This window comes from Teichococcus oryzae, assembly GCF_008386565.1.
Classification (GTDB): Bacteria; Pseudomonadota; Alphaproteobacteria; order Acetobacterales; family Acetobacteraceae; genus Pseudoroseomonas; species Pseudoroseomonas oryzae.
Map to the genome: position 1 here is coordinate 132,663 of NZ_VUKA01000004.1, position 24,904 is coordinate 157,566.

Annotated in this window: 22 protein-coding genes, 1 tRNA gene and 1 riboswitch; of the genes, 8 read left to right on the plus strand and 15 right to left on the minus strand. The window is 71.1% G+C overall.

What is annotated here, in order from left to right; genetic code table 11:
- Positions 1-22 precede the first annotated feature (22 nt).
- The 3 genes from F0Q34_RS11005 (at position 23) to F0Q34_RS11010 (ending at position 1,650) form a co-directional block, all read left to right on the plus strand.
- Positions 23-685, plus strand: a complete 663-nt coding sequence (locus tag F0Q34_RS11005) for a dienelactone hydrolase family protein (protein ID WP_149812271.1) — start codon at positions 23-25, stop codon at positions 683-685.
- Positions 686-691: 6 nt separating this feature from the next.
- The gene (locus F0Q34_RS21795) at positions 692-853 is read left to right on the plus strand and encodes a hypothetical protein (RefSeq protein WP_161600840.1); all 162 of its coding nucleotides are present in this window, start codon (positions 692-694) and stop codon (positions 851-853) included.
- Positions 854-915: 62 nt separating this feature from the next.
- A complete protein-coding gene (locus F0Q34_RS11010) occupies positions 916-1,650 on the plus strand; it encodes a 2OG-Fe dioxygenase family protein (protein ID WP_149812272.1) in 735 nt (244 codons plus the stop codon).
- A gap of 35 nt (positions 1,651-1,685) precedes the next feature.
- Here F0Q34_RS11010 and F0Q34_RS11015 read toward each other — a convergent pair whose 3' ends face one another.
- The 5 genes from F0Q34_RS11015 to hrpB form a co-directional block, all read right to left on the minus strand.
- Entirely contained in the window at positions 1,686-2,573 is an 888-nt protein-coding gene (locus F0Q34_RS11015; protein ID WP_241665439.1) for an ABC transporter ATP-binding protein, read from the minus strand.
- Positions 2,570-3,631, minus strand: coding sequence for a FecCD family ABC transporter permease (locus F0Q34_RS11020; protein WP_241665440.1), 1,062 nt, complete (start codon positions 3,629-3,631; stop codon positions 2,570-2,572). The genes F0Q34_RS11015 and F0Q34_RS11020 overlap by 4 nt, the downstream gene beginning before the upstream one ends.
- On the minus strand, positions 3,628-4,746 hold the full coding sequence (locus F0Q34_RS11025) for an ABC transporter substrate-binding protein (protein WP_149812274.1): 1,119 nt from the start codon (positions 4,744-4,746) through the stop codon (positions 3,628-3,630). The genes F0Q34_RS11020 and F0Q34_RS11025 overlap by 4 nt, the downstream gene beginning before the upstream one ends.
- Positions 4,747-4,855: 109 nt before the next feature.
- Positions 4,856-5,935 (minus strand): trypsin-like peptidase domain-containing protein, encoded by a 1,080-nt coding sequence (locus F0Q34_RS11030; protein ID WP_149812275.1) that lies wholly within the window; start codon positions 5,933-5,935, stop codon positions 4,856-4,858.
- A gap of 120 nt (positions 5,936-6,055) precedes the next feature.
- Complete coding sequence (hrpB, locus tag F0Q34_RS11035; protein WP_149812276.1) at positions 6,056-8,500, minus strand: ATP-dependent helicase HrpB; 2,445 nt, start codon at positions 8,498-8,500, stop codon at positions 6,056-6,058.
- A gap of 111 nt (positions 8,501-8,611) precedes the next feature.
- On the opposite strand from hrpB, the gene F0Q34_RS11040 reads away from it, so the two are divergent.
- On the plus strand, positions 8,612-10,711 hold the full coding sequence (locus tag F0Q34_RS11040) for a protein-disulfide reductase DsbD family protein (protein ID WP_174242034.1): 2,100 nt from the start codon (positions 8,612-8,614) through the stop codon (positions 10,709-10,711).
- Between the two features lie 82 nt (positions 10,712-10,793).
- The gene (locus tag F0Q34_RS11045) at positions 10,794-12,275 is read left to right on the plus strand and encodes an amidase (RefSeq protein WP_149812277.1); all 1,482 of its coding nucleotides are present in this window, start codon (positions 10,794-10,796) and stop codon (positions 12,273-12,275) included.
- A gap of 8 nt (positions 12,276-12,283) precedes the next feature.
- Here the strand turns inward: F0Q34_RS11045 and F0Q34_RS11050 are convergent.
- Positions 12,284-12,358 (minus strand) — tRNA-Gly (locus tag F0Q34_RS11050).
- Positions 12,359-12,424: 66 nt separating this feature from the next.
- Positions 12,425-12,503: riboswitch (SAM riboswitch) on the plus strand.
- Between the two features lie 64 nt (positions 12,504-12,567).
- On the opposite strand from F0Q34_RS11050, the gene metZ reads away from it, so the two are divergent.
- Both metZ and F0Q34_RS11060 read left to right on the plus strand, forming a co-directional pair.
- Complete coding sequence (metZ, locus tag F0Q34_RS11055) at positions 12,568-13,797, plus strand: O-succinylhomoserine sulfhydrylase (protein ID WP_149812278.1); 1,230 nt, start codon at positions 12,568-12,570, stop codon at positions 13,795-13,797.
- A complete protein-coding gene (locus tag F0Q34_RS11060; RefSeq protein ID WP_149812279.1) occupies positions 13,797-14,564 on the plus strand; it encodes a sulfite exporter TauE/SafE family protein in 768 nt (255 codons plus the stop codon). The genes metZ and F0Q34_RS11060 overlap by 1 nt, the downstream gene beginning before the upstream one ends.
- On the opposite strand, the gene F0Q34_RS11065 is transcribed toward F0Q34_RS11060, so the two are convergent.
- From F0Q34_RS11065 to F0Q34_RS11100, 8 genes are all read right to left on the minus strand, one after another.
- Entirely contained in the window at positions 14,546-14,851 is a 306-nt protein-coding gene (locus F0Q34_RS11065; RefSeq protein WP_149812280.1) for a YciI family protein, read from the minus strand. The two genes, F0Q34_RS11060 and F0Q34_RS11065, sit on opposite strands and share 19 nt — an antisense overlap.
- A gap of 448 nt (positions 14,852-15,299) precedes the next feature.
- Complete coding sequence (locus F0Q34_RS11070) at positions 15,300-16,841, minus strand: acetolactate synthase large subunit (protein ID WP_149812281.1); 1,542 nt, start codon at positions 16,839-16,841, stop codon at positions 15,300-15,302.
- A gap of 88 nt (positions 16,842-16,929) precedes the next feature.
- Positions 16,930-17,934, minus strand: coding sequence for a cysteine synthase A (locus tag F0Q34_RS11075; RefSeq protein ID WP_149812282.1), 1,005 nt, complete (start codon positions 17,932-17,934; stop codon positions 16,930-16,932).
- Positions 17,934-18,569 (minus strand): peroxiredoxin, encoded by a 636-nt coding sequence (locus F0Q34_RS11080; RefSeq protein ID WP_149812283.1) that lies wholly within the window; start codon positions 18,567-18,569, stop codon positions 17,934-17,936. The genes F0Q34_RS11075 and F0Q34_RS11080 overlap by 1 nt, the downstream gene beginning before the upstream one ends.
- A gap of 138 nt (positions 18,570-18,707) precedes the next feature.
- A complete protein-coding gene (locus tag F0Q34_RS11085; RefSeq protein WP_241665441.1) occupies positions 18,708-18,920 on the minus strand; it encodes a hypothetical protein in 213 nt (70 codons plus the stop codon).
- Between the two features lie 262 nt (positions 18,921-19,182).
- Complete coding sequence (locus F0Q34_RS11090) at positions 19,183-19,857, minus strand: SCO family protein (protein WP_149812285.1); 675 nt, start codon at positions 19,855-19,857, stop codon at positions 19,183-19,185.
- An 84-nt stretch (positions 19,858-19,941) separates the two neighbouring features.
- The gene (locus F0Q34_RS11095) at positions 19,942-21,372 is read right to left on the minus strand and encodes a M20 family metallopeptidase (RefSeq protein WP_149812286.1); all 1,431 of its coding nucleotides are present in this window, start codon (positions 21,370-21,372) and stop codon (positions 19,942-19,944) included.
- A gap of 71 nt (positions 21,373-21,443) precedes the next feature.
- The gene (locus F0Q34_RS11100) at positions 21,444-22,316 is read right to left on the minus strand and encodes an MBL fold metallo-hydrolase (RefSeq protein ID WP_149812287.1); all 873 of its coding nucleotides are present in this window, start codon (positions 22,314-22,316) and stop codon (positions 21,444-21,446) included.
- A 205-nt stretch (positions 22,317-22,521) separates the two neighbouring features.
- Between F0Q34_RS11100 and F0Q34_RS11105 the strand changes: the two genes are divergently transcribed.
- The gene (locus F0Q34_RS11105; RefSeq protein ID WP_149812288.1) at positions 22,522-23,793 is read left to right on the plus strand and encodes an MFS transporter; all 1,272 of its coding nucleotides are present in this window, start codon (positions 22,522-22,524) and stop codon (positions 23,791-23,793) included.
- Positions 23,794-23,886: 93 nt separating this feature from the next.
- On the opposite strand, the gene F0Q34_RS11110 is transcribed toward F0Q34_RS11105, so the two are convergent.
- Positions 23,887-24,891 carry a tripartite tricarboxylate transporter substrate binding protein gene (locus tag F0Q34_RS11110; RefSeq protein ID WP_149812289.1) on the minus strand — a complete coding sequence of 335 codons (1,005 nt, stop codon included), beginning with the start codon at positions 24,889-24,891 and terminating at the stop codon, positions 23,887-23,889.
- Positions 24,892-24,904 lie beyond the last annotated feature (13 nt).

Below are 24,904 nucleotides of genomic sequence, written 5' to 3' on the forward strand. Positions count from 1 at the left end.
GCGGCCCCCCTGGAGAATCCGGATGCAGATCGAACTCGCCGCAGCCGACGGCCACCGCCTTTCCGCCTGGCGCGCCGGGCCGGAGGATGCCACCCGCGCCCTGGTGGTGGTGCAGGAAATCTTTGGCGTGAACCGCCACATGCGCCATGTCTGCGACCAGTTCGCGGCCGAGGGCTATGCCGTGGTCTGCCCGGCCCTGTTCGACCGCGCCGAGCCGGGCGTCGAGCTGGGCTACGGCCCCGAGGACCGCAAGCAGGGCATGGCGCTGCGCGGCCGGATCGACGCCGCGGCGACGCTGCTGGACATCGAGGCCGCCGCCGCCGCCCTGCCGGCGGGCGCGAAGCGGGGCATCGTCGGCTATTGCTGGGGCGGCACCGTCGCCTGGCACGGCGCCACGCGCAGCCAGTGCTTCGCGGCCTCGGTCGGCTATTACGGCGGCGGCATCGCGGCGGCGAAGGAGGAAAGGCCCTCCTGCCCCGTGCAGCTGCATTTCGGCGCCGAGGATCACGGCATTCCCCTGGCCGATGTGGATGCGGTCCGTGCCGCCCAGCCGGGGGTGGAGGTGTTCGTTTATCCCGGCGCCGGCCACGGCTTCGCCTGCGAGGAGCGCGATTCCTTCAACGCCGCCGCGACGGAGCAGGCGATGAAGCGGACCTTGGCCTTTCTTGCCCGCCATCTCGGCTGAACGGCAGTGAGCTATCTTCTGGCTTCCGGCATCGCCCTGGTGCTTCTGGCGGCGCTGACCTTCGGCGGCATGGCGGAGTTCGACTCCCCGCCGGTGATCATGTTCGCCCTGCTGGCCGTGGGCGCGGTTTTCATGGCCTTCCGCGGCCGCAACCCGGACGACCGTTAAAGCCCTTCCAGGGCGGCGGCATCGGCTTCATGCTGCCTGCCCGCTTGCACAGGCCGCCACCGATGCCCGAGCCCATCCCGCCCCCCGTCATCGACGCCGTCCGCGCGCAGGGCTTCGCCGCCCTGCCCGCCGCGGAGGCACGGCATCTGTTCGATGAACCCGGCACGGCGCTGCAAGGCGCCGCCTGGAACAGCTTCGCCGCCAGCTGGGACGATCTGCGCCCCGACCGGCACATGGCGGATCATGGCCGCTACCGGCTGCGCCGCCACGCCGTGTGGCGGCTGGCCGCCGGCGATGCCGCGCTGACGCGGGCGCCGCACCAGCCCCATTACCAGAGCCTGGACAACAATCCCCTGAATGGCGGCATCGAGCGCTGGTTCGAGCCGGTGGAGGAATCCGTCGCCACCGGCCCCGCCTTCAGCACCCTGCTGCGCGGCACCCGCGCGGTGTTCGACGCGCTGCGCCCCGGCACCTCCTGGCAGGTCGAGGCGCACCAGTTCCGCATCCAGGCCCGCACCGGGGAAGCCGGCAAGCCGACCCCCGAGGGCATGCACCGGGACGGCGTGGATTTCGTGCTGGTGACGCTGATCGGCCGGCACAATGTCGCCGGCGGCACCACGGCGATCCGCGTCGATGGCCAGGCGGATGACGCGGCGAGCTTCACCCTGACCGATCCGATGGACAGCGTGCTGCTGGATGACCACCGCGTCTGGCACGGGGTCACCCCCGTCCTGCCACTCGATCCGGCGCGGGATGGGCACCGGGACGTGCTGGTGCTCACCTTCCGCGCCGCCTGAGGCCAGAGCCGGACGCCCGGCCGCCCCCTTCCGTTTCAGCCGGCCAGGGGCGCGTCCGCCATCACCTGCAGATGGCCGAGGGAGCAACGCTCCACCCGCCCCGAAACGCCATACACCTCGGCCAGCAGCCCGGGCGTCAGGGTGCGCTCGGGCTCGCCCTCGGCGCGCAGCGTGCCCTCGCCCAGCACCACGATATGGTCGGCGAAGCGCGCCGCGAGGCCGAGATCGTGCAGCACCACCACGGTGACCAGCCCCTTCTCCCGCGTCAGCTGCTGCACCAGCCGCATCACCTGCAACTGGTAACGCAGGTCGAGCGCGCTGGTCGGCTCGTCCAGCAGCAGCACCTCCGGCTTGCGCACCAGCGCCTGGGCCAGCCCGGCCATCTGCCGCTGCCCGCCCGACAGGCGGTCCAGCCCGACCAGCGCCAGATGGGCGATGCCAAGCTGCTCCAGCAGGGCCAGCGCCTGCTCGGCCGCCTGCCGCCCGGAAACCGCCATGCCGCCGGCCCCCGGCGGGCTGGCCTTGAGCGCCCCCACCAGCGCCTCCATCACGGTCAGCGCGACGCCCTGCGGCAGGCTTTGCGGCATGTAGGTGATGTGCCGCGCCCGCGCTTCCAGCGAGCGCCCGATCATTTCCTGCCCGTTCAGCTTCACCGAGCCGCGCGCCGGCAGCAGCCCGGCCAGACCGCGCAGCAGCGTGGACTTGCCGGCGCCGTTCGGCCCCAGCAGCGCGGTGATGTGGCCGCCGGCCAGCGGCGCCAGGCTGACCTCGCGCAGGATGGTGCGCCGGCCATAGCCAAGCGTCAGGCCGGCGATCTCCAGTTGCAGCCCCGCCCCCGTCGCCTGGGCGCCGAGCGGCCATGTCCCGGCCAGCGGCCGCTGCTGCACGCCCATGCGCCAAGCCTCCTGCAATGCGGCGCTCATGCGCGCCGGCCCCGGGTGAACACCAGGGCGATGAACACGGGCACGCCGACCAGAGCGGTGACGATGCCGATCGGCACCAGCAGCCCCGGCACCATCATCTTGCTGGCCACCGAGGACAGCGACAGCAGCAGCGCGCCGCACAACGCCGCCGCCGGCAGGAAGAAGCGGTGATCCTCCCCCACCAGCAGCCGCGCCGCATGCGGCCCGACCAGGCCGACAAAGCCGATGGTGCCGACAAAGGCCACCGACACGCCGGACAACAGCGACACGCGCAGAAGCGCGCCGTTGCGCAGCTTCTCGGCATCAACGCCAAAGGACAGCGCGCGTTCCTCGCCGAGCCGCAGCGCCGTCAGCTTCCAGGCGGCGCGGGCGCAGAACGGGATGCAGACTGCGAAGGCCAGCGCCATGATGCCGATCTTGGGCCAGGTGGCGCGCGCCAGGCTGCCCATCGACCAGAACACCAGCTGCTGCAGCGCCTGCTCGGTGGCGACGAATTGCAGCAGGGCCACGGCGGCGTTGAAGGCGAACACCAGGGCGATGCCGAACAGCACCAGCGCCTCCACCCCCGCGCCGCGCAGCTTGGACAGGGAGCGCAGCAGCAGCACCGACAGGAAGGCGAACAGGAAGGCATTGCCCGAGAGCAGCCAGCTCTGCGGCACCCAGGGAATGCCGACGCCGAGCACGATGGCCAGCGCCGCGCCGAGGGAGGCGGCGGAGGACACGCCCAGGGTAAAGGGGCTGGCCAGCGGGTTGTTCAGCACCGTCTGCATCTCGGCGCCCGCCAGCGCCAGCGCGCCGCCCACCAGCACCGCCATGATGGCATAGGGCAGCCGCACATCGAGCACGATCACCGAAACCGGCCCGCTGGCGGCCGAGGGGTTCAGCAACACTCCGACCACGTCGGCGAGGCCGAGGCGGGAGGGCCCCGTCGCCACGTCCAGCAGCAGGGAGCCGCACAGCATCACCACCAGCGCCGCGAGCAGCAGCGTGCGCCGCAGCAACAGGCTGCGATAGCCGCTGGCCGCCTCGGAAGGCGAAGCGGACAGGGCAGCGCTCACTTGAGGCTGGTCCAGTAGGTTCCCTCCAGCGGCACCGCCAGGAAGCGGCGGTTCATCTCGGCCAGGGTCGCGGCCGGATCGACATCCGCGAACAGCTCGGGATGGACCCATCGCGCCAGCGCCTCAAGCGCCAGGATGTTGTAGGGGCTGTTGTAGAAATTGTGCCACAGCGCGTGGGCCCGGCCTTCCTTCACCGCCGTCAGGTCGCGGATGCCGGGGCGGGCGGTGGTGCCGCGCAGACCGGCCATCGCCTTCTCCGGCGTCACGCCGGCGCCGACGGAAGGCGCGGTGTCGTCCTTGGCGCTGGTGCCGCCGGTGGCGACGTAAACGGCCGGGTCCTGTTGCAGCACGTATTCCAGGTTCAGCGGGCCGAGCGGGCCCGGGATCACCGCCTTGCCGATATTGGTGCCGCCCACGAAGTCGATGAAGTCGCCCAGATTGCCGTTGCCGGGGGAGCCGCAGCATTCCCGGCCGCCGCCGGCGCGCATCTCCATCAGGATGGTCGGCGCGGCGGGCTTCGCGGTTTCCAGCGTGCGGGCGATCCGGTCGATGCGCTCCTGCTGCCAGGCAAGGAACTCCTCCGCCTGCTTTTCCCGCCCGATCGCCTGGCCGAGCAGGCGCAGGCTGGGCGCGGTGTTCTTCAGCGGATGGGCGCGGAAATCGATGAACAGCACCGGCACGCCGGCGCGGGCGAACTGTTCCACCACGTCGCTGCCCTTGCTCGGGGCATGGCCGCCCTCGGCGCCCAGCACCACGAGGTCCGGGCGCAGCGCCAGCGCGCTTTCCACCGAGAAGGTCTCGGCCGAGGAAGCGCCCACCACCGGGATCTGCTCGGTCTCCGGGAAGCGGGCGACATATTGCGCGTAGCCGGCCGGGTCGAGGCGCTTGAACTCGCCCATCCAGCCCGCCACCAGGGCGACGGGGTTGTTCCGCTCCAGCAGGGCGAGGGCGTGGATGAAGCGGCCCTCCCCCAGCAGCACGCGCTTGGCCGGGGCCTGCAGCACGACGTCCTGGCCCGCGAGGTCGCGCAGGCGGATGGTTTCCGCTTCGGCACCCCCCGGCGTCCAGGCGAACAATGTCAGCGCAACGGCACAGAACAGGCTTCGAAGCGTCACAGGCAGATCTTCCGGCGAATGAGGTGCTGCCAATGGATAATCATTCGCAACTGGAGAACAAGCCTTGATCTTCGTCAGCCGCCATGCAGGCGGCGGGTGACGGCGGGCCTCAGCCCGCCGTGCCGGGCCGCCGCCCCACCTGCACCGCTAGCTCGCGGGAGCGCCCGTCGCGCGTCAGGGTCATCCGCACCGTCTGCCCTGGTGGCGTGCCGGCCACGGAGCGGATCAGCGCGCGGGCGGTCTCGATCCGCTCGCCATTCAGCGCGGTGACGATGTCGCCGGGGCGCAGCCCGGCGCGGGCGGCGGGGCTGTTGCGCTCGATGCTCTGGATCTGCACGCCGCGATTGCGGCCGCCCAGCACCGCCTCCTCCCCGATATCCTGCACGGCGACGCCCAGCCAGCCACGCTCCACCCGCCCATCGCGGCGCAGCTGGTCGATCACGCCGCGCGCCAGGTCCGAGGGGGTGGCGAAGCCGATGCCGGCCGAGGCGCCGGAGGGCGAATAGATCGCCGTGTTGATGCCGATCACCTCGCCCGCCGCGTTGAACAGCGGGCCGCCGGAATTGCCCGGGTTGATGGCCGCGTCGGTCTGGATGAAATCGTCGAACGGCCCGGCGCCGATTTCCCGCCCGCGCGCCGAGACGATGCCGGACGTCACGGTGCCGCCCAGGCCGAACGGGTTGCCCGCCGCCAGCACCCATTGCCCGACGCGCACCGCGCCCGAGGCACCCCAGGGCACCGAGGCCAGCCCCGCCCGCGCCTCGACCCGCAGCAGGGCCAGGTCGGTCAGCTCGTCGGTGCCGACCACGCGGGCCGGCAGCTCCGTGCCATCCTGCAGCGCCACCACGACGCGGGCGGCATTGCCCACCACATGGTTGTTGGTGACGACGAGGCCGGCCGGATCGACGATGAAGCCGGAGCCGGCGCCCTGCACCTGCTGGCGGCCGCGGCGCTCGCGGAAATACCGCTCGAAGGGGGTGCCGCGCAGCTCCGGCGGGATCTGGGTGGTGGTCTGCTCGGACAGCACGGCGATGTTCACCACCGCCGGCAGCACCCGTTCCGCCAGATCCGCGAAATCCGGCACGGTGCCGCGGCCAGATGGCCACTGTGCCTGAGCCGGGCCGGCGCAGGCCGGGAGCATGGACAGGCCGGCGAGGCCCAGCAGAACGGAGCGGCGGGGTGCGGGCATCAGAAAGGCTTCCTTGTCCATCGGCCGGTTCAACATCCTGGGCACCATATAGGCGGCGCGGCGCAAAAGCGGAGACGACACCATGGCGCGGCGGCGCATGATCCGGAAAGGGGCTGATTCTCAGCCGGCCGCGGCCCGTGGCGGATCTTCCGGCCAGTCATGCTTCGGGTAGCGGCCGCGCATCTCCTTGCGCACTTCGGCCCAGCTGCCGCGCCAGAAGCCCGGAAGGTCGGCGGTGACGGCGATGGGGCGGCCGGCGGGCGACAACAGCGCCACCTGCAGCGGAATCCGCCCGCCCGCCAGCTTCGGCAGATCCGCCAGCCCGAACAGCCATTGCGCCCGCGCCTCCAGCCGGGGCACCTCCCCGGAGTAGTCGATGGCGGCTGAGCGGCCGCCGGGCAGTTCCACCCGCGGCGGCAATTCGGCATCCAGCCGGCGCAACAGCGGATGCGGCGGCAGCGCCCGCAGCATCGCCACCACGTCCAGCCCCCTCAGCTGCGACAGCTTGGTCATCCCCGCCAGCCAGGGCACCAGCCAGGCGCTGCCCCCGGCCGCCAGCCCAGCATCGGACACGTCCGGCCAGTCCCCGCCTTCCAGCCGGTGCATCCAGCCGAGCCGGGCGCGGCACTGCTCCGCCGCCTTGCTCCAGTCGAGGTCGCGGAAGGCGCGGGAAGCAGCGGCCTCGGCCAGCGCCACCGCCACGGCATGCGGGTCGGCATGCGGCAGGGTCGCCTCCTCCAGCACCAGCGGGCCGAGGCGCAGGCGGCGGCGCGCCACGACGCTGTTGCTGCGCGGGTCGAAGGCGGCGCCTTCCTCCCGCACCAGCCGCTCCGGGAACTTCGCCTCCAGGGCGGCGCGGGTGAGCGGCGCGGCCATGCGGATGCGCGCCTCGGTGCCGGCAAGTTCCAGGTCCGCCACCGCCAGCAGCGGCGCCTTGCCCAGCCGGTCGGTGGCGGGCAGCCGCGCGCCCTGCCCCGAGCTCAGGCGGAAGGCGCCGTCCATCGTGCCGCGCTTCGCCGCGATGCGGTCCGGAAAGCCGGCGGCCAGCAGCAGGCCCGGATCGCCATGCGCCGCGACATTGCCATGGATGCCCAGGCGGCGCCGGTGCAGCGCCACGGCGCGCCGGATGCGCCCCAGGGCGGCGCGGTCGGCGTTCGGGTCGTCGGCGCCGGCCAGCAGGTCCAGCCGAAGCTGGATGTCCGACGGCGCCTCCTTTCCCCGGATCGGGTCGCGCTCCTCCAGCAGCGCCGCCAGCTCGGCGGCCAGCGCGGCCTCGCCGGGCTCCGCCGCCTCGGCCATCATGCGGGCCAAGCGGGGATGGGTGCCGAGCCGCGCCATGCGCCGGCCCATCGCAGTGATCCGCCCTTCCGCGTCCAGCGCGTCGAGGTCGCGCAGCAGGGCCCGGGCGGCGGCGAGCGCCCCGGCGGGCGGCTGGTCCAGAAAGGCCATGGCGGCCGGGTCGGCGCCCCAGGCGGCGCAATCCAGCGCCAGGCCGGAAAGCTCCGATTCCAGGATCTCCGGCCGGTCGGACAATGGCAGGCCGCGATGCAGCGCCTCGGTCCAGAGGCGGATGGCGACGCCCGGCTCGGTGCGGCCGGCGCGGCCGGCACGCTGCTCGGCGGCGGCGCGGGAGATGCGCAGCGTCGCGAGCCGCGCGAGGCCGGTGGCCGGGTCCAGACGCGGGGCACGGCGGAAGCCGCCATCCACCACGATCCGCACGCCGGGCACGGTGAGCGAGGTTTCGGCGATGGAGGTGGCCAGCACCACCTTCCGGCGCGGGGACGGGTTCAGCGCGCGATCCTGTTCCGCCGGCGGCAGCTCCCCATGCAAGGGCAACACCTCGGCGGCGACGCCGCCCAGCCGCTCGGCGGTGCGGCGGATCTCGCCCCAGCCCGGCAGAAAGGCCAGCACGTCGCCTGGATGCTCGGCCAGCGCGCCACGGATGGCCGAGGCCATGGCGTCCGGCAGGTCCCGCCCGTCGCGCAGGTCGCGCGGGCGGTATTCCACCGCCACCGGAAAGGCCCGGCCCAGGCTCTCGATGACGGGGGCGTCCAGCAGGCGGGCGAAGCCTTCCGCCTCCAGCGTCGCCGACATGGCCAGAAGGCGCAGCTCCGGCCGCAGCGCCCGTTGCAGGTCGAGGCAGAGCGCCAGCGCCAGGTCGGTGTCCAGGTTGCGCTCATGCGCCTCGTCGAACAGCACCGCCGCCACGCCGTCGAGGCCGGGGTCGGATTGCAGCCGGCGGACCAGCAGCCCCTCGGTCACCACCTCCACCCGCGTCGCCTCCGACACGGCGCGGTCGAGCCGGGTGACGACGCCCACCGTGCCGCCCAGCGACTCCCCCAGCAATTCGGACATGCGGCGGGCGGCGGCGCGGGCGGCGACCCGGCGCGGCTCCAGCACCAGGATCTTCTGGCCGGCGGCCCAGGGCTCGTCCTTGAGCATCAGCGGCACCAGCGTGGTCTTGCCGGCGCCAGGGGGCGCCACCAGCACGGCGTTGGAGCCGGCGCGGAGCACCTCGGCCAGGCGCGGCAGGGCTTCGGTGACGGGCAATTCGGGCAGGGACATGGGGCGCCGGCATAGGGCAGAACCGGGCCGGAAGGAAACGCCGGCTCCGTTGCAACGCTTCTTCACCAGCCAACCCTTTCCCTTGAGACCGGAATCGGCTTTCACCCTGTCATGCCGCGTCTGCTTCCTGCCGTTCTGGCCATGCTGGCCACCCTGATGCCGGCGTTGCCTGCCCCCGCGCTGGAAAGCCCGCCCGTGCGCACGGAGCGGGCGCGCATGACCCTGGTTTCCGACGCCGCGGCCATCGCCCCCGGCGGAAGCTTCCGCCTCGGCCTCCGGCAGGAGCTGGAGCCGGGCTGGCACACCTATTGGCGCAATCCCGGCGATGCCGGCGCGGCGCCCGAGATCAGCTTCACCGCGCCCGCCGGGCTGGCGGTCACCGAGTTCGAGTGGCCGGCGCCGCATGCCCTGCCCTTCGGCCCGCTGGTGAATTACGGCTACGAGAACGCGGTGCTGCTGCCGTTCAGCGCCACCGCCCCGGAAGGGCTGCGGCCGGGCGACACGCTGGTTCTGGAAGCCCATGCCACTTGGCTGATCTGCAAGGAGATCTGCGTTCCCGAGGAAGGCCGCTTCCGGCTCGACCTGCCGGTGGAAGCCGCCCCCCGCGCCGACCCGGCCATCGCCCCCTCCTTCCGTGCGGCGGATCTCGCCCGGCCACGCCAGGCGCCGTGGGAAGCCCGCATCGGCTTCGACGGGGAAGCCGGCGCCCTGCGATTGGACAGCCCCGATTTCTCCCCCGCGACCCTGCAGGACGCGCATTTCTTTCCCGTCGATCCCAGCCTGATCGACCATGCGGCGCCGCAGATGCCGCAGATCCAGGAAGGCTCGGTGCGGCTGAGCCTGAAGCGTGGCATGGCGCCGCTGCCGCCCGGCCCCGCTGCCGGCGTGCTGGTGCTGATCGATGGCGCCGGCACGCGCAGCGCCTATGACATCGCCCCCATCCCCGCCGAGGTGCCGCCCCCCCTGATCGGCGACACCGAGGCGATGCCGCTGTGGAAGGCGCTGCTGCTGTCGGCCCTGGGCGGGCTGGTGCTGAACCTGATGCCCTGCGTGTTCCCGATCCTGGCCATGAAGGCCATGGCGCTGGCGCGCCTGTCGGGCGCGGCGCGCGGCGTGGTGCGCGGCCACGCCGCCTCCTACACGCTGGGGGTGGTGCTGTCCTTCCTGGCGCTGGGCGGCATCATGGTGGGGCTGCGCATGGCGGGGATGGCGGTGGGCTGGGGCTTCCAGTTCACCGCGCCGGGCTTTGTCGCGGTCATGGCCTGGCTGATGCTGGCGGTCGGGCTGAACCTTTCGGGCGTGTTCCGCGTCGGCGGCCCGGTCGGCGCCGGCAACACCCTGGCGTCGCAGGGCGGGCATCTCGGCAGCCTGGCCACCGGCGCGCTGGCGGTGCTGGTCGCCACCCCCTGCACCGCGCCCTTCATGGCGGCGGCCATCGGCACCGCCATGGTGCTGCCCTATCTGGAGGGCCTGGGCATCTTCATCGCCCTCGGCCTCGGCATGGCGGCGCCCTATGCGCTGCTCGGGTTGTGGCCCGGGCTGGCGCGCCACCTGCCGCGTCCCGGCGCCTGGATGGAAGTGCTGCGGCAGGTCCTCGCCTTCCCCATGTATGGCGCCGCGCTGTGGCTGGTGTGGGTGCTGGCGCAGCAGGTGGCGCCGGCCGGCCTGGCCGTGGCGCTGGCCGGCGCGCTGGCCATCGGCTTCGCGGCCTGGGCGCTCGGCCTGGCGCAGGCGGCGCGCCGCCCGCTCGGGCGCCGCCTCGGCTGGGCCGGCGCGGTTCTGGGCGCCGCCCTGGCGCTGGCGGCGCTGCCCATCCTGTCGGCCACGCCGCCGGCCCGCGCCGGTGACCCTTCCATGACCGGGGCCGAGGCGTGGTCGGAACAGCGCCTGGCCGAGCTGCGCGCCGAAGGGCGGCCGGTCTTCGTCAACATGACCGCCGCCTGGTGCATCACCTGCAAGGTGAATGAGCGTGTGGCGCTGCGGCGCGAGGCGGTGCTGGATGCCTTTGCCCGCCGCAACATCGCCATCCTGGAAGGCGACTGGACCGATGGCGGGCCGGCGATCGCCGCCGTGCTGCGTGCCTTCGGCCGGGAAGGCGTGCCGCTCTACCTGCTCTACCCGGCGGGCGGGGGGGAGGCGGAGGTGCTGCCGCAGATCCTCACCGAAGGCGCGCTGGTGCACGCACTGGAAGCCGCCGCGCCGCTGCGCTGACCCCGGCCCCAACTCGGCCCGCCCGCTTGACCGTCCTTTGGCCCCGCCTAGGCTGGCAGTGGCAAGCGGAGGAATGGCGACGATGACATTGGCGATGAGCTGGGATGAATGGCACCGGCATGACGGCGTGGCCCTGGCGGGGCGTGTCCGGCGCGGCGAGGTCACGCCCGCCGAGCTGGCCGCCCAGGCCGCCGCCGCCATCGCCCGCACCAACCCCGCCCTCGACGCCGTGCTGGAGGTGTTCGAGGATGTTGTGGCCGACCCGCTGAAGGACGGCATGGACCCGGCCGGCGCCTTCGCCGGCGTGCCCTATCTAATGAAGGATCTGGGCCCGACGCTGCGCGGGCGGCGGCAGGAGATGGGCTCGCTGCTGATGCGCGGCCATGTGGCGGCCGGGGACAGCTTCCTCACCGGCCGGATCCGCCAGGCGGGGCTCAACATCATCGGCCGCACCACCACGCCGGAATTTGGCTGCTGCTCCTCGGCCGAGAACCCGGCGGTCTGCGTCACCCGCAATCCCTGGAACACGGGTTTCACCACCTGCGGCTCCTCGGCCGGCACGGCGGCAATGGTGGCGGCGGGCGCGGTGCCGCTGTCGCATGCGACGGATGGCGGCGGCTCGATCCGCATTCCCGCCGGGGTGAACGGCAATCTGGGGCTGAAGCCATCGCGCGGGGTGCTGTCGGTCGCGCCGGGGCTGTCGGACCTGTCGGGCCTGGTGTCCACCCAAGGGTGCCAGAGCCGCACGGTGCGCGACACGGCGCTGTTCATCGACAGCTGCCGCGGCGGCGCGCCGGGCGAGTTCATGCCCTACTGGACGCCGCCCGAGCCTTATTCCGAACTGATCCGGCGCGACCCGAAGCCGCTGCGCATCGCCCTGTCGCATGAATGGGGCGACTACCGCGCCGTGCCGGAATTCGTGGCCGAGCTGGAGCGCGTGGGGCGGCTGCTGGAAGGGCTTGGCCACCATGTCGAATGGGTGGTGCCGGAGGTCGATTTCCGCGCCGCCTATGCCGCCCAGACCACCTGCTACATCACCAATTTCGCGCAAACCATCGCCGGCCTGCTGCGCCAGAAGGGACTGGAGCGCCCGCCCGCCGATCTGGTGGAGCCGATGAACATCCGCATCTGGGAAGCCGGCATCAATGCCAGCTATTCCGAGCGGGCGGCGATGCAGGCGGTGTTCAACACCGCCTCCCGCGCCTTCGGCGCCTTTTTCGAGCAATGGGACATCCTGCTGACGCCGATCACCGCCTTGCCGACGCCGCCGCTGGGCACCACCGAATACCTGACCCTCAGCAACAATCCCGATGTGCGGGACTGGTTCAACAACCTGTGGAAGTTCTTCGCCTACACGCCGCTGTCCAACCTGTGCGGCATTCCGGGGCTTTCCATGCCGCTGGGCCGGCAGGCCCATGGCCTGCCGCTTGGCATCCAGGCGCAAACGAAGCAGGCAGGGGACGGGCTGCTGCTGCAACTGGCGGCGCAGATCGAGCGGGCGCTGGACGGCCAATGGAATGACGGCCGCCTGCCCGGCGTGCACGTGACCAATGCTGTATCATGAGGGGAATGTGGAGCGGGCGATGGGAATTGAACCCACGACATTCAGCTTGGGAAGCTGACGTTCTACCTCTGAACTACGCCCGCATCTGAAGGCGTTCTAGCCCGGCCTTGTGCGGGGGGCAAGCGGGGCGTAAGGTCCGCGCACCCCGTCATCGGGGTGCTCGCGATTTGTCCGGCCAGCTTGCGGCGAGCTTAAACAATCGCGCTAAACGGCCGCGGCGGTTCCGCGCGCTTTGGGGCCGCCCGACCGGGCCGGGTTGTATGAACTGCCAGCCCGAGAGTTTGCCCGACCGATGGCCAAGCCCGCTGCCCCCCACCCGTTGCGCCCCGCCACCCAGCTGGTGCGCAGCGGCCAGATGCGCACCAACCTGGACGAAACCAGCGAGGCGCTCTTTCTGACCTCCGGCTTCGTTTATGACAGCGCCCTGCAGGCGGAGCAGACCTTCACCGGAGAGGCCGAGCACTTCCAGTATTCCCGCTTCGGCAACCCGACGGTGCAGATGCTGGAAGCGCGCCTGGCGATGCTGGAAGGCGCCGAGGCCTGCCGCGCCACCGGCACCGGCATGGCGGCGGTGTCCTCCGCCATGCTGTCGCACCTGAAGGCGGGGGACCGGGTGGTGGCCTCCCGCGCGCTGTTCGGCTCCTGCCACTGGATCGTCTCGACCCTGCTGCCGCGCTACGGCATCCAGACCGAGTTCGTCGATGGCGGCGACCTGAACCAGTGGGAAGCCGCCTTCCGCCGCCCCTGCCAGCTGGTGCTGCTGGAAACCCCCTCCAACCCGATGCTGGAGCTTGTGGACCTGAAGGCGGTGTGCGACCTCGCCCACAAGGCGGGCGCCATCGTGGTGGTGGACAATGTGTTCGCCACGCCACTGCTGCAGAAGCCCATGAAGTTCGGCGCCGATGTGGTGGTGTATTCCGCCACCAAGCATTTCGACGGCCAGGGCCGGGTGATGGGCGGCGCCGTTCTGGGCTCCAGGAAGTGGATCGAGGAGGTGCTGCAACCCTTCACCCGCAACACCGGCACGGCGATCTCCCCCTTCAATGCTTGGGTGATCCTGAAGGGGCTGGAAACCCTGCATCTGCGCGTGCCGGCGATGAGCCGCTCCGCCGCCGCCATCGCGCAGATGCTGGAGGAGCGGAGCGAGGTTGTGCAGGTCTGCTACCCCTACCTCGCCAGCCATCCGCAATATGAGCTGGCCAAGAAGCAGATGTCGGGCGGCGGCACGCTGGTGTCCTTCTCGCTGAAGGGCAAGGCGGAGGCATTCCGCTTCCTCGACGCGCTGCGGGTGATCGACATTTCCAACAATCTGGGCGACGCCAAGAGCCTGATCACCCATCCCGCCACCACCACCCATTCCAAGGTGGGGCCGGAGGAGCGGGCGCGGCTCGGCATTTCCGACGGCGCCGTGCGCCTTTCCGTGGGCCTCGAGGATGTCGAGGACCTGGTGGAGGACATCGCCGCGGCGCTTGACGCGGCCTCGGGCGACAACCCGGCGCCCGTCCGCCCGCAGCACGGCTGATGCCGGAAGCCGCCGCGCTGGCGGCGACGCTGCTGGCGGCGCTGGCGGCGGGGCTGGCGCGCGGCTTCTCGGGCTTCGGCGCGGCGCTGATCTTTGTTCCGCTGGCCAGCGCGGCGCTGGGGCCGCAGGCGGCGGCGCCGCTGCTGATGCTGATGGACAACCCCACCGCCCTGCCCCTGGTGCCCCGCGCCTGGGCGCAGGTGGCGGAGCGGGCCGGGCGGCGCGAGATCGGCACGCTGGTGATCGGGGCCCTGGTGGGCGCGCCGCTCGGAGCCTGGCTGCTGGTGGCTGCCGATCCGGTGACGCTGCGCTGGGCCATGTGCGCCCTTGTGGCGGCGATGCTGGCGCTGCTCACCTCCGGCTGGCGCTACCATGGACCCGTGCGGCTGCGGCTTTCCATCGCGGTGGGAGCGCTGTCGGGCTTCTGTTCCGGCGCGGCGCAGATGGGCGGGCCGCCGGTGGTCGCCTACTGGCTCGGCGGCGCCATTCCGGCGGCGAGGCTGCGCGCCAACATCGTGCTGTTCTTCGCCGCCAGCGGGCTGATCAGCTTCGTCACCTATCTGGCGGCGGGGCTGCTGGACGCGGCCCTGCTGTGGCTGGCCCTGGCCGTGGCGCCGGCCTATGCCTTTGGGCTGTGGCTCGGCAGCCGGATGTTCGGCCTGGCGAGCGAGGCGCAGTTCCGCCGCGCCTGCCTGGCCTTGATCGCTTTATCCGCGCTGCTGGGCCTGCCCCTGTGGGACGGGTTGCTTCAGCCCGGCGGCAGGTAGCTGCGGCCGTCCAGATAAGCCTTGCGCCAGCGCAGGATGCGGGTTTCGCCGAATACGCCCGCGCTGCTGAACGGGTCGGCGGCGATGAAGGCCTCGGCCTCGGCGCGGTCCTCGGTGTCCACGATGTAGAGGCTGCCGATCCCCTCCCCCGTTTGCTCGTCGAGCAGGGCGCCGCAGGCCAGCAGCTTGGCGGCGTTGTCGGCCAGGAACTTCAGGTGGGCGGGGCGCGTCGATGTGCGCAGCGCCAGGGCGCCGGGCTTGTCGGTCGCCTCGATCATGTAGGGCATGCCGCGATTCCTCCTTGTTGGAAGAACGCAGCCTATCGCCTGCCACGGCGGAGGAAAGAGGCCGAAGGAAGGGGGGACGCGGACCGGGGGTTGCACGCCCTGCCCGCGTGCAAATCCAGTCTCACCGGCGGCTTCCCCCTTCAGGCGCCGCTCGGCTGGGTCGGACGGTTCGCATAGTGCGCCCGACCACCCCGGTCCGCTCCCGGCTGGCGACCTCCCCTGCAGGTCACCGGCCGGATCCCGCAGCGCTGCAAGGGCCTGGCGGAACCCGGGGGAGAGTGCGGGATCCGGTGTCGCGGCGGGACGGTAGTAGAACCGCGTCCGCCAAGCCCTCGCTGCAACTGCGAGTTATTCGCAATTAACGGCCATATTGGTCCTTGGTCAAGCGTCTTTTGCGAGTCCTTCGCAAAAACTTCGGGCCGGGGAAGATCCCCGGCCCTGCCGCGCCTCAGATCATCAGCTCGATCAGGAACGGCGCGTTGCTGGCGCAGGACTGCGCCAACAGGTCGCCGCACTGTTCCAGCGTGGTGGCGCGCGCCGCCTCCACCCCCATGCCCTGGGCCAGTTGCAGCCAGTCCAGATCCGGGTTGCCCAGGTCCAGCATGCTCATCGCCGTGGGCCCGGGATTGGCGCCGACATTCTGGTATTCGCCGATCAGGATCTGGTACTTGCGATTCGACAGGATGATGGTGGTCACCGGCAGCTTCTCGCGCGCCTGGGTCCACAGGGCCTGCAAGGTGTACATGCCCGAGCCATCGGCCTGCAGGTTGATCACCCGGCGGTCGCCGCCCGCCCCGATCGCGGCGCCGGTGGCCAGCGGCATGCCGCAGCCAATGGCGCCGCCGGTGATCTGCAGCCAGTCATGCGGCGGCGCAGCGTGGGTGTGCGGATAGAAGCCGCGTCCGAAGGAGACGCTTTCATCCGTGATGATCGCCCCCTCCGGCATCACCGCCGCCAAGGTGCGCGCCAGGCCTTCCGGCGTCGGCGCGCCGCGCGCCACCTCGGGGCGCGGACCGGGATCGGGAACCGCCACCTCCGGCGCGCCCAGCTCCTCTGCCAGGGCGCGCAGCCCGGCGATGCAATCCTCCTCGTAGCGCGTCAGCGGATGGACGGTGGCGCCTTCCGGGTAATGCAGGCTGGGCTTGCCGGGATAGGCGAAGAAGCCGACCGGCGCCTTGCTGTTCACCAGGATCAGGTGCTCGACATCCTTCAGCGCCTCGACGGCCGCATCCACCGGATAGGGCACGCGCTCCAGCTGCAGGCGCCCGCGGCCACGCTCGACGCGGGCGTTGGACATCTCCGCCAGGACGCGCGCGCCGGTCGCCGTGGCGATGCGGTGCGCCAGGGCCTGCGCCTCGGCGCGCAGCGCCGGGCCGCCGAGCAGGATCAGCACGTTGCGCTTTTCCCGCAGCAGCCGCGCGGCGCCGCGGACGGCATGGGGGTCGGGCGGCTGGATGGCGGGAACAGGCAGGGCCTCCGCCGGCTCGCCACCCTCGTTCCAGGCGGTGTCGGCGGGCAGGATCAGGGTGGCGATGCCGCCCGGCGCGGTGCGGGCCGCCTGCACCGCCACGGCGGCATCCTGGCCGACGCGGCGGGAATCGGTGGCGGTGCGCACCCAGGCCGAAACCGGCCGGGCCCAGCCTTCCGTGTCGGCGGTGAGCTGCGCGTCATAGGGGCGGTGATAGGTCGCCTGGTCACCGACGATGTTGACGATGCCGCTGCGGGCGCGCCGCGCATTGTGCAGGTTGGCCAGGCCGTTCGCCAGGCCGGGCCCGCAATGCAGCAGCGTCGCAGCGGGCCGGCCGGACATGCGCCAATAGCCGTCGGCCATGCCGGTGACGATGTTTTCCTGCAGTCCCAGCACGCAGCGCAGGCCCGGAATGCGGTCCAGCGCGGCGACGAAATGCATCTCGCTGGTGCCAGGATTGGCGAAACAGGTCTTCAGGCCGGACTTGACTAGAGTATGCACCAGGCTTTCGGCGCCGTTCATGCCGTCTCTCCCCATGAGTCGTGGTGGGGAGGAGCCTGGAACGAAAGCGCCGCGCCGCCAAGGGCACGGCGCCAGGAACCGACAGGATCTAGCTGAGCCAGTGGGGCAGAGGCAGCCCCTTTTCCCGCAGGAAGTCGGGGTTGAACAGCTTCGACTGGTAGCGCGCGCCGCCATCGCAAAGGATGGTGGCCACGGTATGCCCCGGCCCCAGCGCCTTCGCCACGCGGATGGCCGCGGCGACGTTCAGGCCCGCGCTGCCGCCGACGGAGATGCCTTCCTCGATCAGCAGCGAGTAAACCTGCTCCAGCGCCTCGGCATCGGGGATGACCTCGGCGCCGTCGATCGGCGCGCCTTCCAGGTTGCCGGGAACGCGGGCCGCCTGGCCGATGCCCTCGGTGACCGAACTGCCTGGGGTCGCCCTGACCTCCCCGCCATTGGCCCAGGGCGCGAGCGCGCTGCCCTCCGGGTCGGCCAGGATGATGCGGACCTTGTTGTTCCGCGCCTTCAGCGCGCGGGCCACCCCGGCCAGCGTGCCGCCGGTGCCGCAGGAACAGGTGAAGGCGTCGATCCGGCCCCCGGTCTGCGCCCAGATCTCGGGGCCGGTGGTCTGCTCATGCGCGCGGGCATTGGCCAGGTTGTCGAACTGGTTGGCCCAGACCGCGCCGGTTTCCTCCGCCAGCCGGCGGGACACATGCACGTAATTGCCCGGATCGGCATAGGGCTTGGCCGGCACCAGCCGCAGATCGGCGCCGATCATGCGCAGGAAGTCGAGCTTCTCCCGGCTCTGGGTTTCCGGCACCACGATGACGCTCTGCCAGCCCATGGCATTGGCGGCGAGCGCGAGGCCGATCCCGGTGTTGCCGGCCGTGCCCTCCACCACAACACCCGGCTTGCCGGGCACCAGCAGGCCGCGGTCCACCGCGTCCTGCAGGATGCCCAGCGCGGCGCGGTCCTTCACCGAGCCGCCCGGGTTCATGAACTCGGCCTTGCCCAGGATCTCGCAGCCGGTGAGCTCGGAGGCGCGGCGGAGCCGGATCAGCGGCGTGTCGCCCACCGCCCCCCAGAAGCCCTGCGCGATGCCGGAAACGGTCATCAGGAGCCCTTCACATCCACCCAGCGCAGATAGGGCTTCTGGGCGTCCCAGCCCTGCGGGAAGCGTTCCCTGGCCTGCTCGTCGGACACGGAAGGCACGATGATGGCGCGGTCGCCCGGCTGCCAGTTCACCGGCGTCGCCACCTTGTGCCGGTCGGTCAGTTGCAGGCTGTCCAGCACCCGCAGCACTTCCTGGAAGTTGCGGCCGGTGGCGGGCGGATAAGTCAGCGTCAGCCGCACCTTCTTCTGCGGGTCGATGACATAAACGGTGCGCACCGTGACCGAGGGATCGGCCTCCGGATGGATCATGCCGTAGAGCTCCGACACCTTGCGGTCGGAATCCGCGATCATCGGGAAGTTCACGGCCGAGCCCTGGGTTTCCGCGATGTCGGCATTCCAGGCGCCATGATTGTCGAGCGAGTCGACGGACAGGCCGATGATCTTGGTGCCGCGCTTGTCGAATTCCGGCTTCAGCCGTGCCGCCTCGCCTAGTTCGGTGGTGCAGACGGGGGTGAAGTCCTTGGGGTGGCTGAAGAACACCACCCAGGATGATCCGGCCCAGTCATGGAACCGGATGGTGCCGGCTGTGGTTTCCGCCGTGAAATCCGGTGCAATCTGCCCCAGCTGGATGCTCATGCGCCACCCTCCTTATCTGAACGGGAAGGAAATCACGCAACGCGAACGTGGTCAATCCAAGCGGAAGCGGAGCCTTGGCCATGATTGACCATGAAAGGCAGAAGCCGGCGTGGTGGCGCCGGCATCCTGTTTCAACGATCAGAAATCGGCATTTTGTGTCTCGGGGTGGCGCAGCAGCCACAAACGCTCATGTGCCGCCACCAGGCTTTCCATGTTCTTGCGCCGGTTGTTGTCGGGCTGGACCGGCCGCCGCGTCACCATCTTCTCCAGGATCCGAAGCAACTCCTCGGCGATCTCGAAGTCGTTCTGGTCACAGGCTTGGTGGAAGGCGATCAGGATCTTATCCGACAAGCGACGCGTATGCCGCGGCGTCGCCGCTCCGCTCCGGGCCGGTTCACGCCCAGCCGGGTTGTCTGACCAGTCTTCCGCCATAAGGCACTCGCTCCCCAGGTTGGACGGCGGCGGCGGGGCCCCGGAACGGGAACCGGCCGGGCTTTTTCCGCACACCACGATTCGCCGGACCCAGCTGGGCCTGGCGCCACATTCTTGCCGAAATTAAAACGAACGTTAATGGTTTAATCTCAAAAGTTTGCAATCTTGCCAAGGCCTGTCGTCAAGATTGCGAGAGTTGGCGCCTGATTGCCTCCGCGATGGCCTCGGGTGAGGATTGCGGACGCAAAAGGGTCCGCACCGCCCCGCCCTTCTCCACCAGGTAGATGTAGGAAGTGTGGTCCATCAGGTAGGCGCTCATCTCCGGCCTTTCGACGCGGCCATAGAACACACGGAACCGCCGGGCCATCTCGGCCACCTGCTGGGTGGAGCCCGTCAGGCCGACCATGCGCGGATGGAAGTTCTCCACATACAGCTTGAGCTGCTCCGGCGTGTCCCGCTCGGGGTCGATGCTGAACAGCGCGGGCGTGACGCGCGCCTCCTGCTCGGGCGTCAGCAGGTCCATGGCGGCGGCGATGCTGCCCAGCTCCGTCGGGCAGATATCCGGGCAGAAGGTGTAGCCGAAATAGGCCACCATGAGCGTGTCGCCGAAGTCCGCCTCGGTGACGGTGCGGCCATCCTGGTTCACCAGGGTGAAGGCGCCGCCCATGCTCACGCCCGCCGGCAACTGGGTGCCGTTGATCGGCGACGGCGCGGGGCGGCCGGTCAGCTGCGCCAGGTTGCGCAGGAAGGCATCGCCCAGCGCCTCGTTGGGCTGGCGGGTGAACCAGGCGGTGCTCCAAAGCCCCCCAAGAACAAGGATCAGGATCAGGACCAGGAACCGGATGGCGCGCTGCATGGCCGGTTCATAAACCGCCGGGCGGAGGCAGGAAAGCCCGCCCCCCCCCCCCGCCGCGGCCGGGTTTCCCCCGGAGCGGCGGCCTCAGCCGCCTGTGGCCATCCTCAGGGGCGGCGCCACATCGGCGGGGATCGGGCAGACATAGGGCGTCGCCCCGGTGCGGGCGGCCAGGTCGGCCCTGGCGGCCGGGATCAGCGACGGGTCGCTCAGCAGGTCCACCGCCGTGCCGGCCATCGCCTTGGCGACATGCACCATGCCCTTGTGCGCCGCCGGCATCTTGCCCTGCGCCGTCCATTGCCAGGAATGGGCCGGGGTGCCGATCGCCAGGGTGGCGCCGCTGGCCTGCACCGTCGGCACCACCCAGGACACGTCGCCCACATCGGTGGAGCCGATCAGGCTCGGGCCGCTCCGCTCCGCCACCGGCGGCTGGATGGCATCGGTCAGCGGCAGGTCGGGGCGTGGCTGGAAGCCGGAGCGGTTGTAGTTGCTGGCGATGTCCTGCGGGGAGAGTGTCGCCTGGATCTTCCGGGCGAACTCACGATCGGCCTCGTCGAACGGCACGGGGCCGAGGCGCATGAAGTTGTCCTGCATCACCCGCTCCAGCGGCGCGTTGCCGAGCAGGTTGGCCGTGGCGGACAGGATGCGGGCCTCGACGGTGGTTTCCGTCATCAGCGCGGCGCCCTGGGCGATCTTCCGCACCCGCTCGATCAGCGCGAACATCTCATGCAGGGTATGGGCGCGCACGGCGTAGCGCACCTTGGCCTCCCCCTGCACCACGTTCGGCGCGATGCCGCCGGCGTTCAGATAGGCATAATGGATGCGCGCATCGCTGGGCATGTGCTCGCGCATGTAGTTGACGCCGACATTCATCAGTTCGACCGCATCCAGCGCCGAGCGCCCCAGATGCGGCGCCGCGGCGGCGTGGGAGGAACGGCCGGTGAAGGAGAAGTCGATGCGCGTCATGGCGAGCGAATCGGCCTCCTGCACCCCGGCCCAGGCGAAGGGATGCCAGGTGATGGCGGCATCGACATCGGCGAAGGCGCCGGCGCGCACCATGAAGGTCTTGGCGGCGCCGCCTTCCTCGGCCGGGCAGCCGTAATAGCGGACGCGGCCCTTGATGCCGTTCTTCTCCAGCCAGTCCTTCACCGCCGTCGCCGCCAGCAGCGCGCCCGCGCCCAGCAGGTTGTGGCCGCAGCCATGGCCATGGCCGCCCGCCTCGACCGGCCGGCGCTCGGCCACGCCCGATTCCTGGCTCAACCCGGGCAGCGCGTCATATTCGCCCAGAAAGGCGATCACCGGCCCCTCATCACCCGCCTCGCCCATCACCGCGGTCGGGATGCCGGCAACCTCGCGCGTGACGCGGAAGCCGTGCCGCTCCAGCATCGCCGAATGCTCCGCGCAGGAACGGTGCTCGTTGTAGAGCAGTTCCGGCATGTCCCAGATGCGGTCGCTGAGGCCGATGAAGTCCTGCTTCCGGCCTTCCACCAGGTTCCAGATGTCTTCACTGTTGCGCATCGTCGCGGCTCCGCGTGGCTGGACCGCCGGAGTGCCGCGCCGCGCGCCCTTCCGTCAAGCGGACGGCCCGCTCAGCCGGCGCCGAGAACAGGCCGGAAGCCATCGCCGCGGCGGCGGATGCGAGTGCAGCCGCAGCGGCGGAAATGCGCGGGCACCAGCAGGATGTCCTCCTCCGCCGCGCATTCCAGCAGCCGCCGCCGGGTGGCCGCCGCCTCCAGGGGATGGGTGCAGGGGCCGCTCGACCATTCCGGCCGCAGCACCTGGACCGGGGAATGCACCGCATCGCCGCAGAACACGGCGCAGGCGGCGCCGCGCCGCACCCGCAGGCCCATCTGGCCCTCCGTATGCCCCGGCAAGGGCAACAGCGTCACGCCAGGGGCGATCTCCTCCCCGTCATCCACAAGCGTCACGCGATCCGCCTCCAGAAGCGGCTGCACGCTGTCGACGAAGGAGCCATATCCCAGCCCGGGCTCGGCCCGCGCCTGCCAGAAGGCCAGCTCGCGGCGGCCGATGAGATAGCGGGCGCGCGGAAAGGTCGGCACCCAGCGCCCATCCAGAAGCCGGGTGTTCCAGCCGACATGATCGGCATGGAGATGCGTGCAGAACACAACATCCACATCCTCCGGCGCCACGCCCAGCGCCGCCAGCCTGTCGAGGAAGCCGCTGGCGTGGCGCTGGTGCCAGGCCGGATGCACCGGGCGCTGCTTGTCTTCCCCGATGCAGGCATCGACCAGGATGGTGAGCCCCGGCAGCCGCAGCAGCAAGGCGTGCATGCCGAGCAGGATCGCGTCGCGGCCGAAATCCACATGGTCCGGCTCCAGCCATTCACGATGCTCCGCCAGGCTGGAAAGGTCGGCGGTCGGCAGCAGCCTCGCGGCGGGAATGGGGAAGCATTCCAGATCGGGCACCACATCCACCACGGCATCGCCGATGTTGAAGCGCATGGCTTTCCTTCTTTCGTTGCGGATGCGGCGCGGGCCGCCCTTCCCTTGCCTCAGCTTCGCGTCCCGGCGGCGTCGCTGTCCATCCGGGGAGCGTATGTCACCGGGCCATTCCGGCCGCGCGACGGGGAGCCATGCGCCAGCGCCCCTTGGCCCGCCGCTCCGGCCAGGGCACACCATCCCCGGGGATGGAACGGACTGAACATCGATGAACACTCGCGAGGCCTCCGCGGCCTTCGTGGCGCCGCTTCTGGCGCTCGCCTTCGGGCATATGCTGTCCAACATGGTGCGCACCCTGCCCGCCATCGCGGCCGATGTGCTGGGGCGGGATCTGGGCGTCAGCGCGGAAGGGCTGGCCAGCCTGACAGGGGCGTATCATTTCGCCTTCGCGGCCGGGCAGATCCCGTTGGGAGTGGCGCTGGACCGCTTCGGCGTGCGGCCGGTTTCGCTGGTGCTGCTGGCCACGGTGGCGATCGGCGGCTGCATCGCGGCGCTGGCAGGCGGGGTGCCGGGCTTCCTGCTGGCGCAGATCGTGCTCGGCCTCGGTTGCTGCGGCATGCTGCTGTGCCCGATGACAATGGCTGCCAAGCTGCTCAGTCCGGCGAAGTTCGGCCTGTGGTCCGGATTGATCCAGGGCGTCGGCAATGTCGGCATGCTTCTGTCGGCAAGCCCCCTCGCCTGGCTGGTGGAACAACAGGGATGGCGCGCCGGGTTCTGGGTATCGGCCTTGCTGGCCGTGGCCATCGCGCTGCTGGTCGCGCGGCTCGTGCCCGCGCCGTTCCCGCAACCCGCGGCCCAGCCGCGCCCCGGCTTCCTGCATGAAGCGCTGGACGTGCTGCGCATCGGCGCGCGGCCGGTGGTCTGGCCCGTGGTGGTGCTGGCCTTCGCATCCTTCGCCGCGATCATCGGCGTGCGCGGCCTGTGGGGCGGCCCCTGGCTGATGGAGGTGAAGGGCCTGTCGCGCATCGATGCCGGGGCGGTTCTGCTGCTCGGCACCACGGCGCTGATCGCCGGGCCACTCCTGGCCGGCGTGCTGGACCGGCACATCGGCAGGCGTCGCGAATTGCTCGCCGCCGGCCATGCGCTGGCGGCATTGTTTCTGCTGATGCTGGCGGGAGGCGGGCCGGAGGGATGGGTTTCGCGCCTCGCGGGGATGGCGATGATGCCGCCGGCGGCCGACACGGCGCTGCTGTTCGCCTTCGGCCTGTCGATCTCGATCCAGCCCCTGCTGTTCGCAATGACGCGCGCCGCGGTGCGGCCCGAGGACGCCGGCAAGGCCCTTTCCGCCGTCAACCTGTCCTTCTTCCTGGGGGGCGCCGTGCTGCAATCGCTGTCCGGCACCGTCGCGGGAACCTATGGCGTCGGCGCGGCCATCGGCTTCCTCGCCGTGATCCTGCTGTTCTGCACGGCTGCCTTCCTGACCCTGACACGGGTTTCGGCCTTTTCGCGGCCAGGCGGCCCGGCGGCCGGAGCGGAATAGGAAACGCGGAACAGGAAAGCCCGGCGGCTCCAGGGGGCATGGTCCTCCCCCTGACCCGCCGGGCGGGCCGGCGCGAATTCCGCGCCGGGCATGTCAGGCCTTGGTCAGCCCCGCGGCCTTCATCGCGACGCCCATCGCCGCATCGGTCTCGGCCATGACCTTTCCGAAGCCCGGCCCATCGGCCCAGTCCATGCCGAAGCCGCGCGACTTCATGAAATCGGAATATTCCTTCGACTTGTACACCCGCTCCAGCGCGGCGGTGAGGATGGCGACCTGTTCCGCCGGCATCTTCAGCGGTCCGCCGATGCCGCGCCACACCGCCGTCTGGAAATCGACGCCCAGGCTTTCCTTGAGCGTCGGAATGTCGGGGAACTGGGGATCGCGCTCCGGCGCCATGATGGCGAGGCTGCGGGCGCGCCCGGCATCCAGCATGGCCCGCGCCTCGGGGATCGAGCAGGGCACGATGTCGATGCCGCCCGCGACCAGATCCTGCATGCCCGGCGCGGCGCCGTTGGAGGGCACCCAGCGCACATGATCGGGCTTCAGGCCCATCGCCTGCAACCAGCCCACCAGCGCCAGGTGCCAGATGCCGCCCTGGCCGGTGCCGGAGGCCTTCAGCTTGCCCGGCGGGCTGTTCTTGATGCCTTCCGCCAGCGCCTTGATGTCCTTGTAGGGGGAGGAGGCGCTGACCTGCACGCCGGGCGCGTCGCGGTTCATCAGGCCGAGCGGGGTGTAGTTGGCATGGGTCAGCTCGGTGAGGCCCTGCCAGTGCATCATGGCGATTTCCACCGTGATGATGCCGATGGTGTAGCCATCCGGATTCGCCATGGCGATGGCGCTGTGGCCCACCACGCCGGAGCCGCCGGTGCGGTTCACGACGTTGACGGGCTGGCCGAGCTCCTTTTCCAGCAGCGCGGCGATGATGCGCGCGGTGGCGTCGGTGCCGCCACCGGCACCCCAGGGCACGATCATCTGCAACGGGCGGTTCGGAAAGCGGGGCTGCGCCAGGGCGGGCCGTGCCAGCGGGTGGCCCAGGGCGCCGGCCGCGGCCAGCCCGGCTGTGGCGCCCAGCACCCCGCGGCGGGACATCATGCTCATGGACAATTCTCCT

Coding starts and splice junctions, on each gene's coding strand:
- F0Q34_RS11005 (WP_149812271.1), top strand. CDS start 23: ATGCAGATCGAACTCGCCGCAGCCGACGGCCACCGCCTTTCCGCCTGG.
- F0Q34_RS11010 (WP_149812272.1), top strand. CDS start 916: ATGCCCGAGCCCATCCCGCCCCCCGTCATCGACGCCGTCCGCGCGCAG.
- F0Q34_RS11015 (WP_241665439.1), bottom strand. CDS start 2,573: ATGAGCGCCGCATTGCAGGAGGCTTGGCGCATGGGCGTGCAGCAGCGG.
- F0Q34_RS11030 (WP_149812275.1), bottom strand. CDS start 5,935: ATGCCCGCACCCCGCCGCTCCGTTCTGCTGGGCCTCGCCGGCCTGTCC.
- hrpB (WP_149812276.1), bottom strand. CDS start 8,500: ATGTCCCTGCCCGAATTGCCCGTCACCGAAGCCCTGCCGCGCCTGGCC.
- F0Q34_RS11040 (WP_174242034.1), top strand. CDS start 8,612: ATGCCGCGTCTGCTTCCTGCCGTTCTGGCCATGCTGGCCACCCTGATG.
- F0Q34_RS11045 (WP_149812277.1), top strand. CDS start 10,794: ATGACATTGGCGATGAGCTGGGATGAATGGCACCGGCATGACGGCGTG.
- metZ (WP_149812278.1), top strand. CDS start 12,568: ATGGCCAAGCCCGCTGCCCCCCACCCGTTGCGCCCCGCCACCCAGCTG.
- F0Q34_RS11060 (WP_149812279.1), top strand. CDS start 13,797: ATGCCGGAAGCCGCCGCGCTGGCGGCGACGCTGCTGGCGGCGCTGGCG.
- F0Q34_RS11065 (WP_149812280.1), bottom strand. CDS start 14,851: ATGCCCTACATGATCGAGGCGACCGACAAGCCCGGCGCCCTGGCGCTG.
- F0Q34_RS11070 (WP_149812281.1), bottom strand. CDS start 16,841: ATGAACGGCGCCGAAAGCCTGGTGCATACTCTAGTCAAGTCCGGCCTG.
- F0Q34_RS11075 (WP_149812282.1), bottom strand. CDS start 17,934: ATGACCGTTTCCGGCATCGCGCAGGGCTTCTGGGGGGCGGTGGGCGAC.
- F0Q34_RS11080 (WP_149812283.1), bottom strand. CDS start 18,569: ATGAGCATCCAGCTGGGGCAGATTGCACCGGATTTCACGGCGGAAACC.
- F0Q34_RS11090 (WP_149812285.1), bottom strand. CDS start 19,857: ATGCAGCGCGCCATCCGGTTCCTGGTCCTGATCCTGATCCTTGTTCTT.
- F0Q34_RS11095 (WP_149812286.1), bottom strand. CDS start 21,372: ATGCGCAACAGTGAAGACATCTGGAACCTGGTGGAAGGCCGGAAGCAG.
- F0Q34_RS11100 (WP_149812287.1), bottom strand. CDS start 22,316: ATGCGCTTCAACATCGGCGATGCCGTGGTGGATGTGGTGCCCGATCTG.
- F0Q34_RS11105 (WP_149812288.1), top strand. CDS start 22,522: ATGAACACTCGCGAGGCCTCCGCGGCCTTCGTGGCGCCGCTTCTGGCG.
- F0Q34_RS11110 (WP_149812289.1), bottom strand. CDS start 24,891: ATGAGCATGATGTCCCGCCGCGGGGTGCTGGGCGCCACAGCCGGGCTG.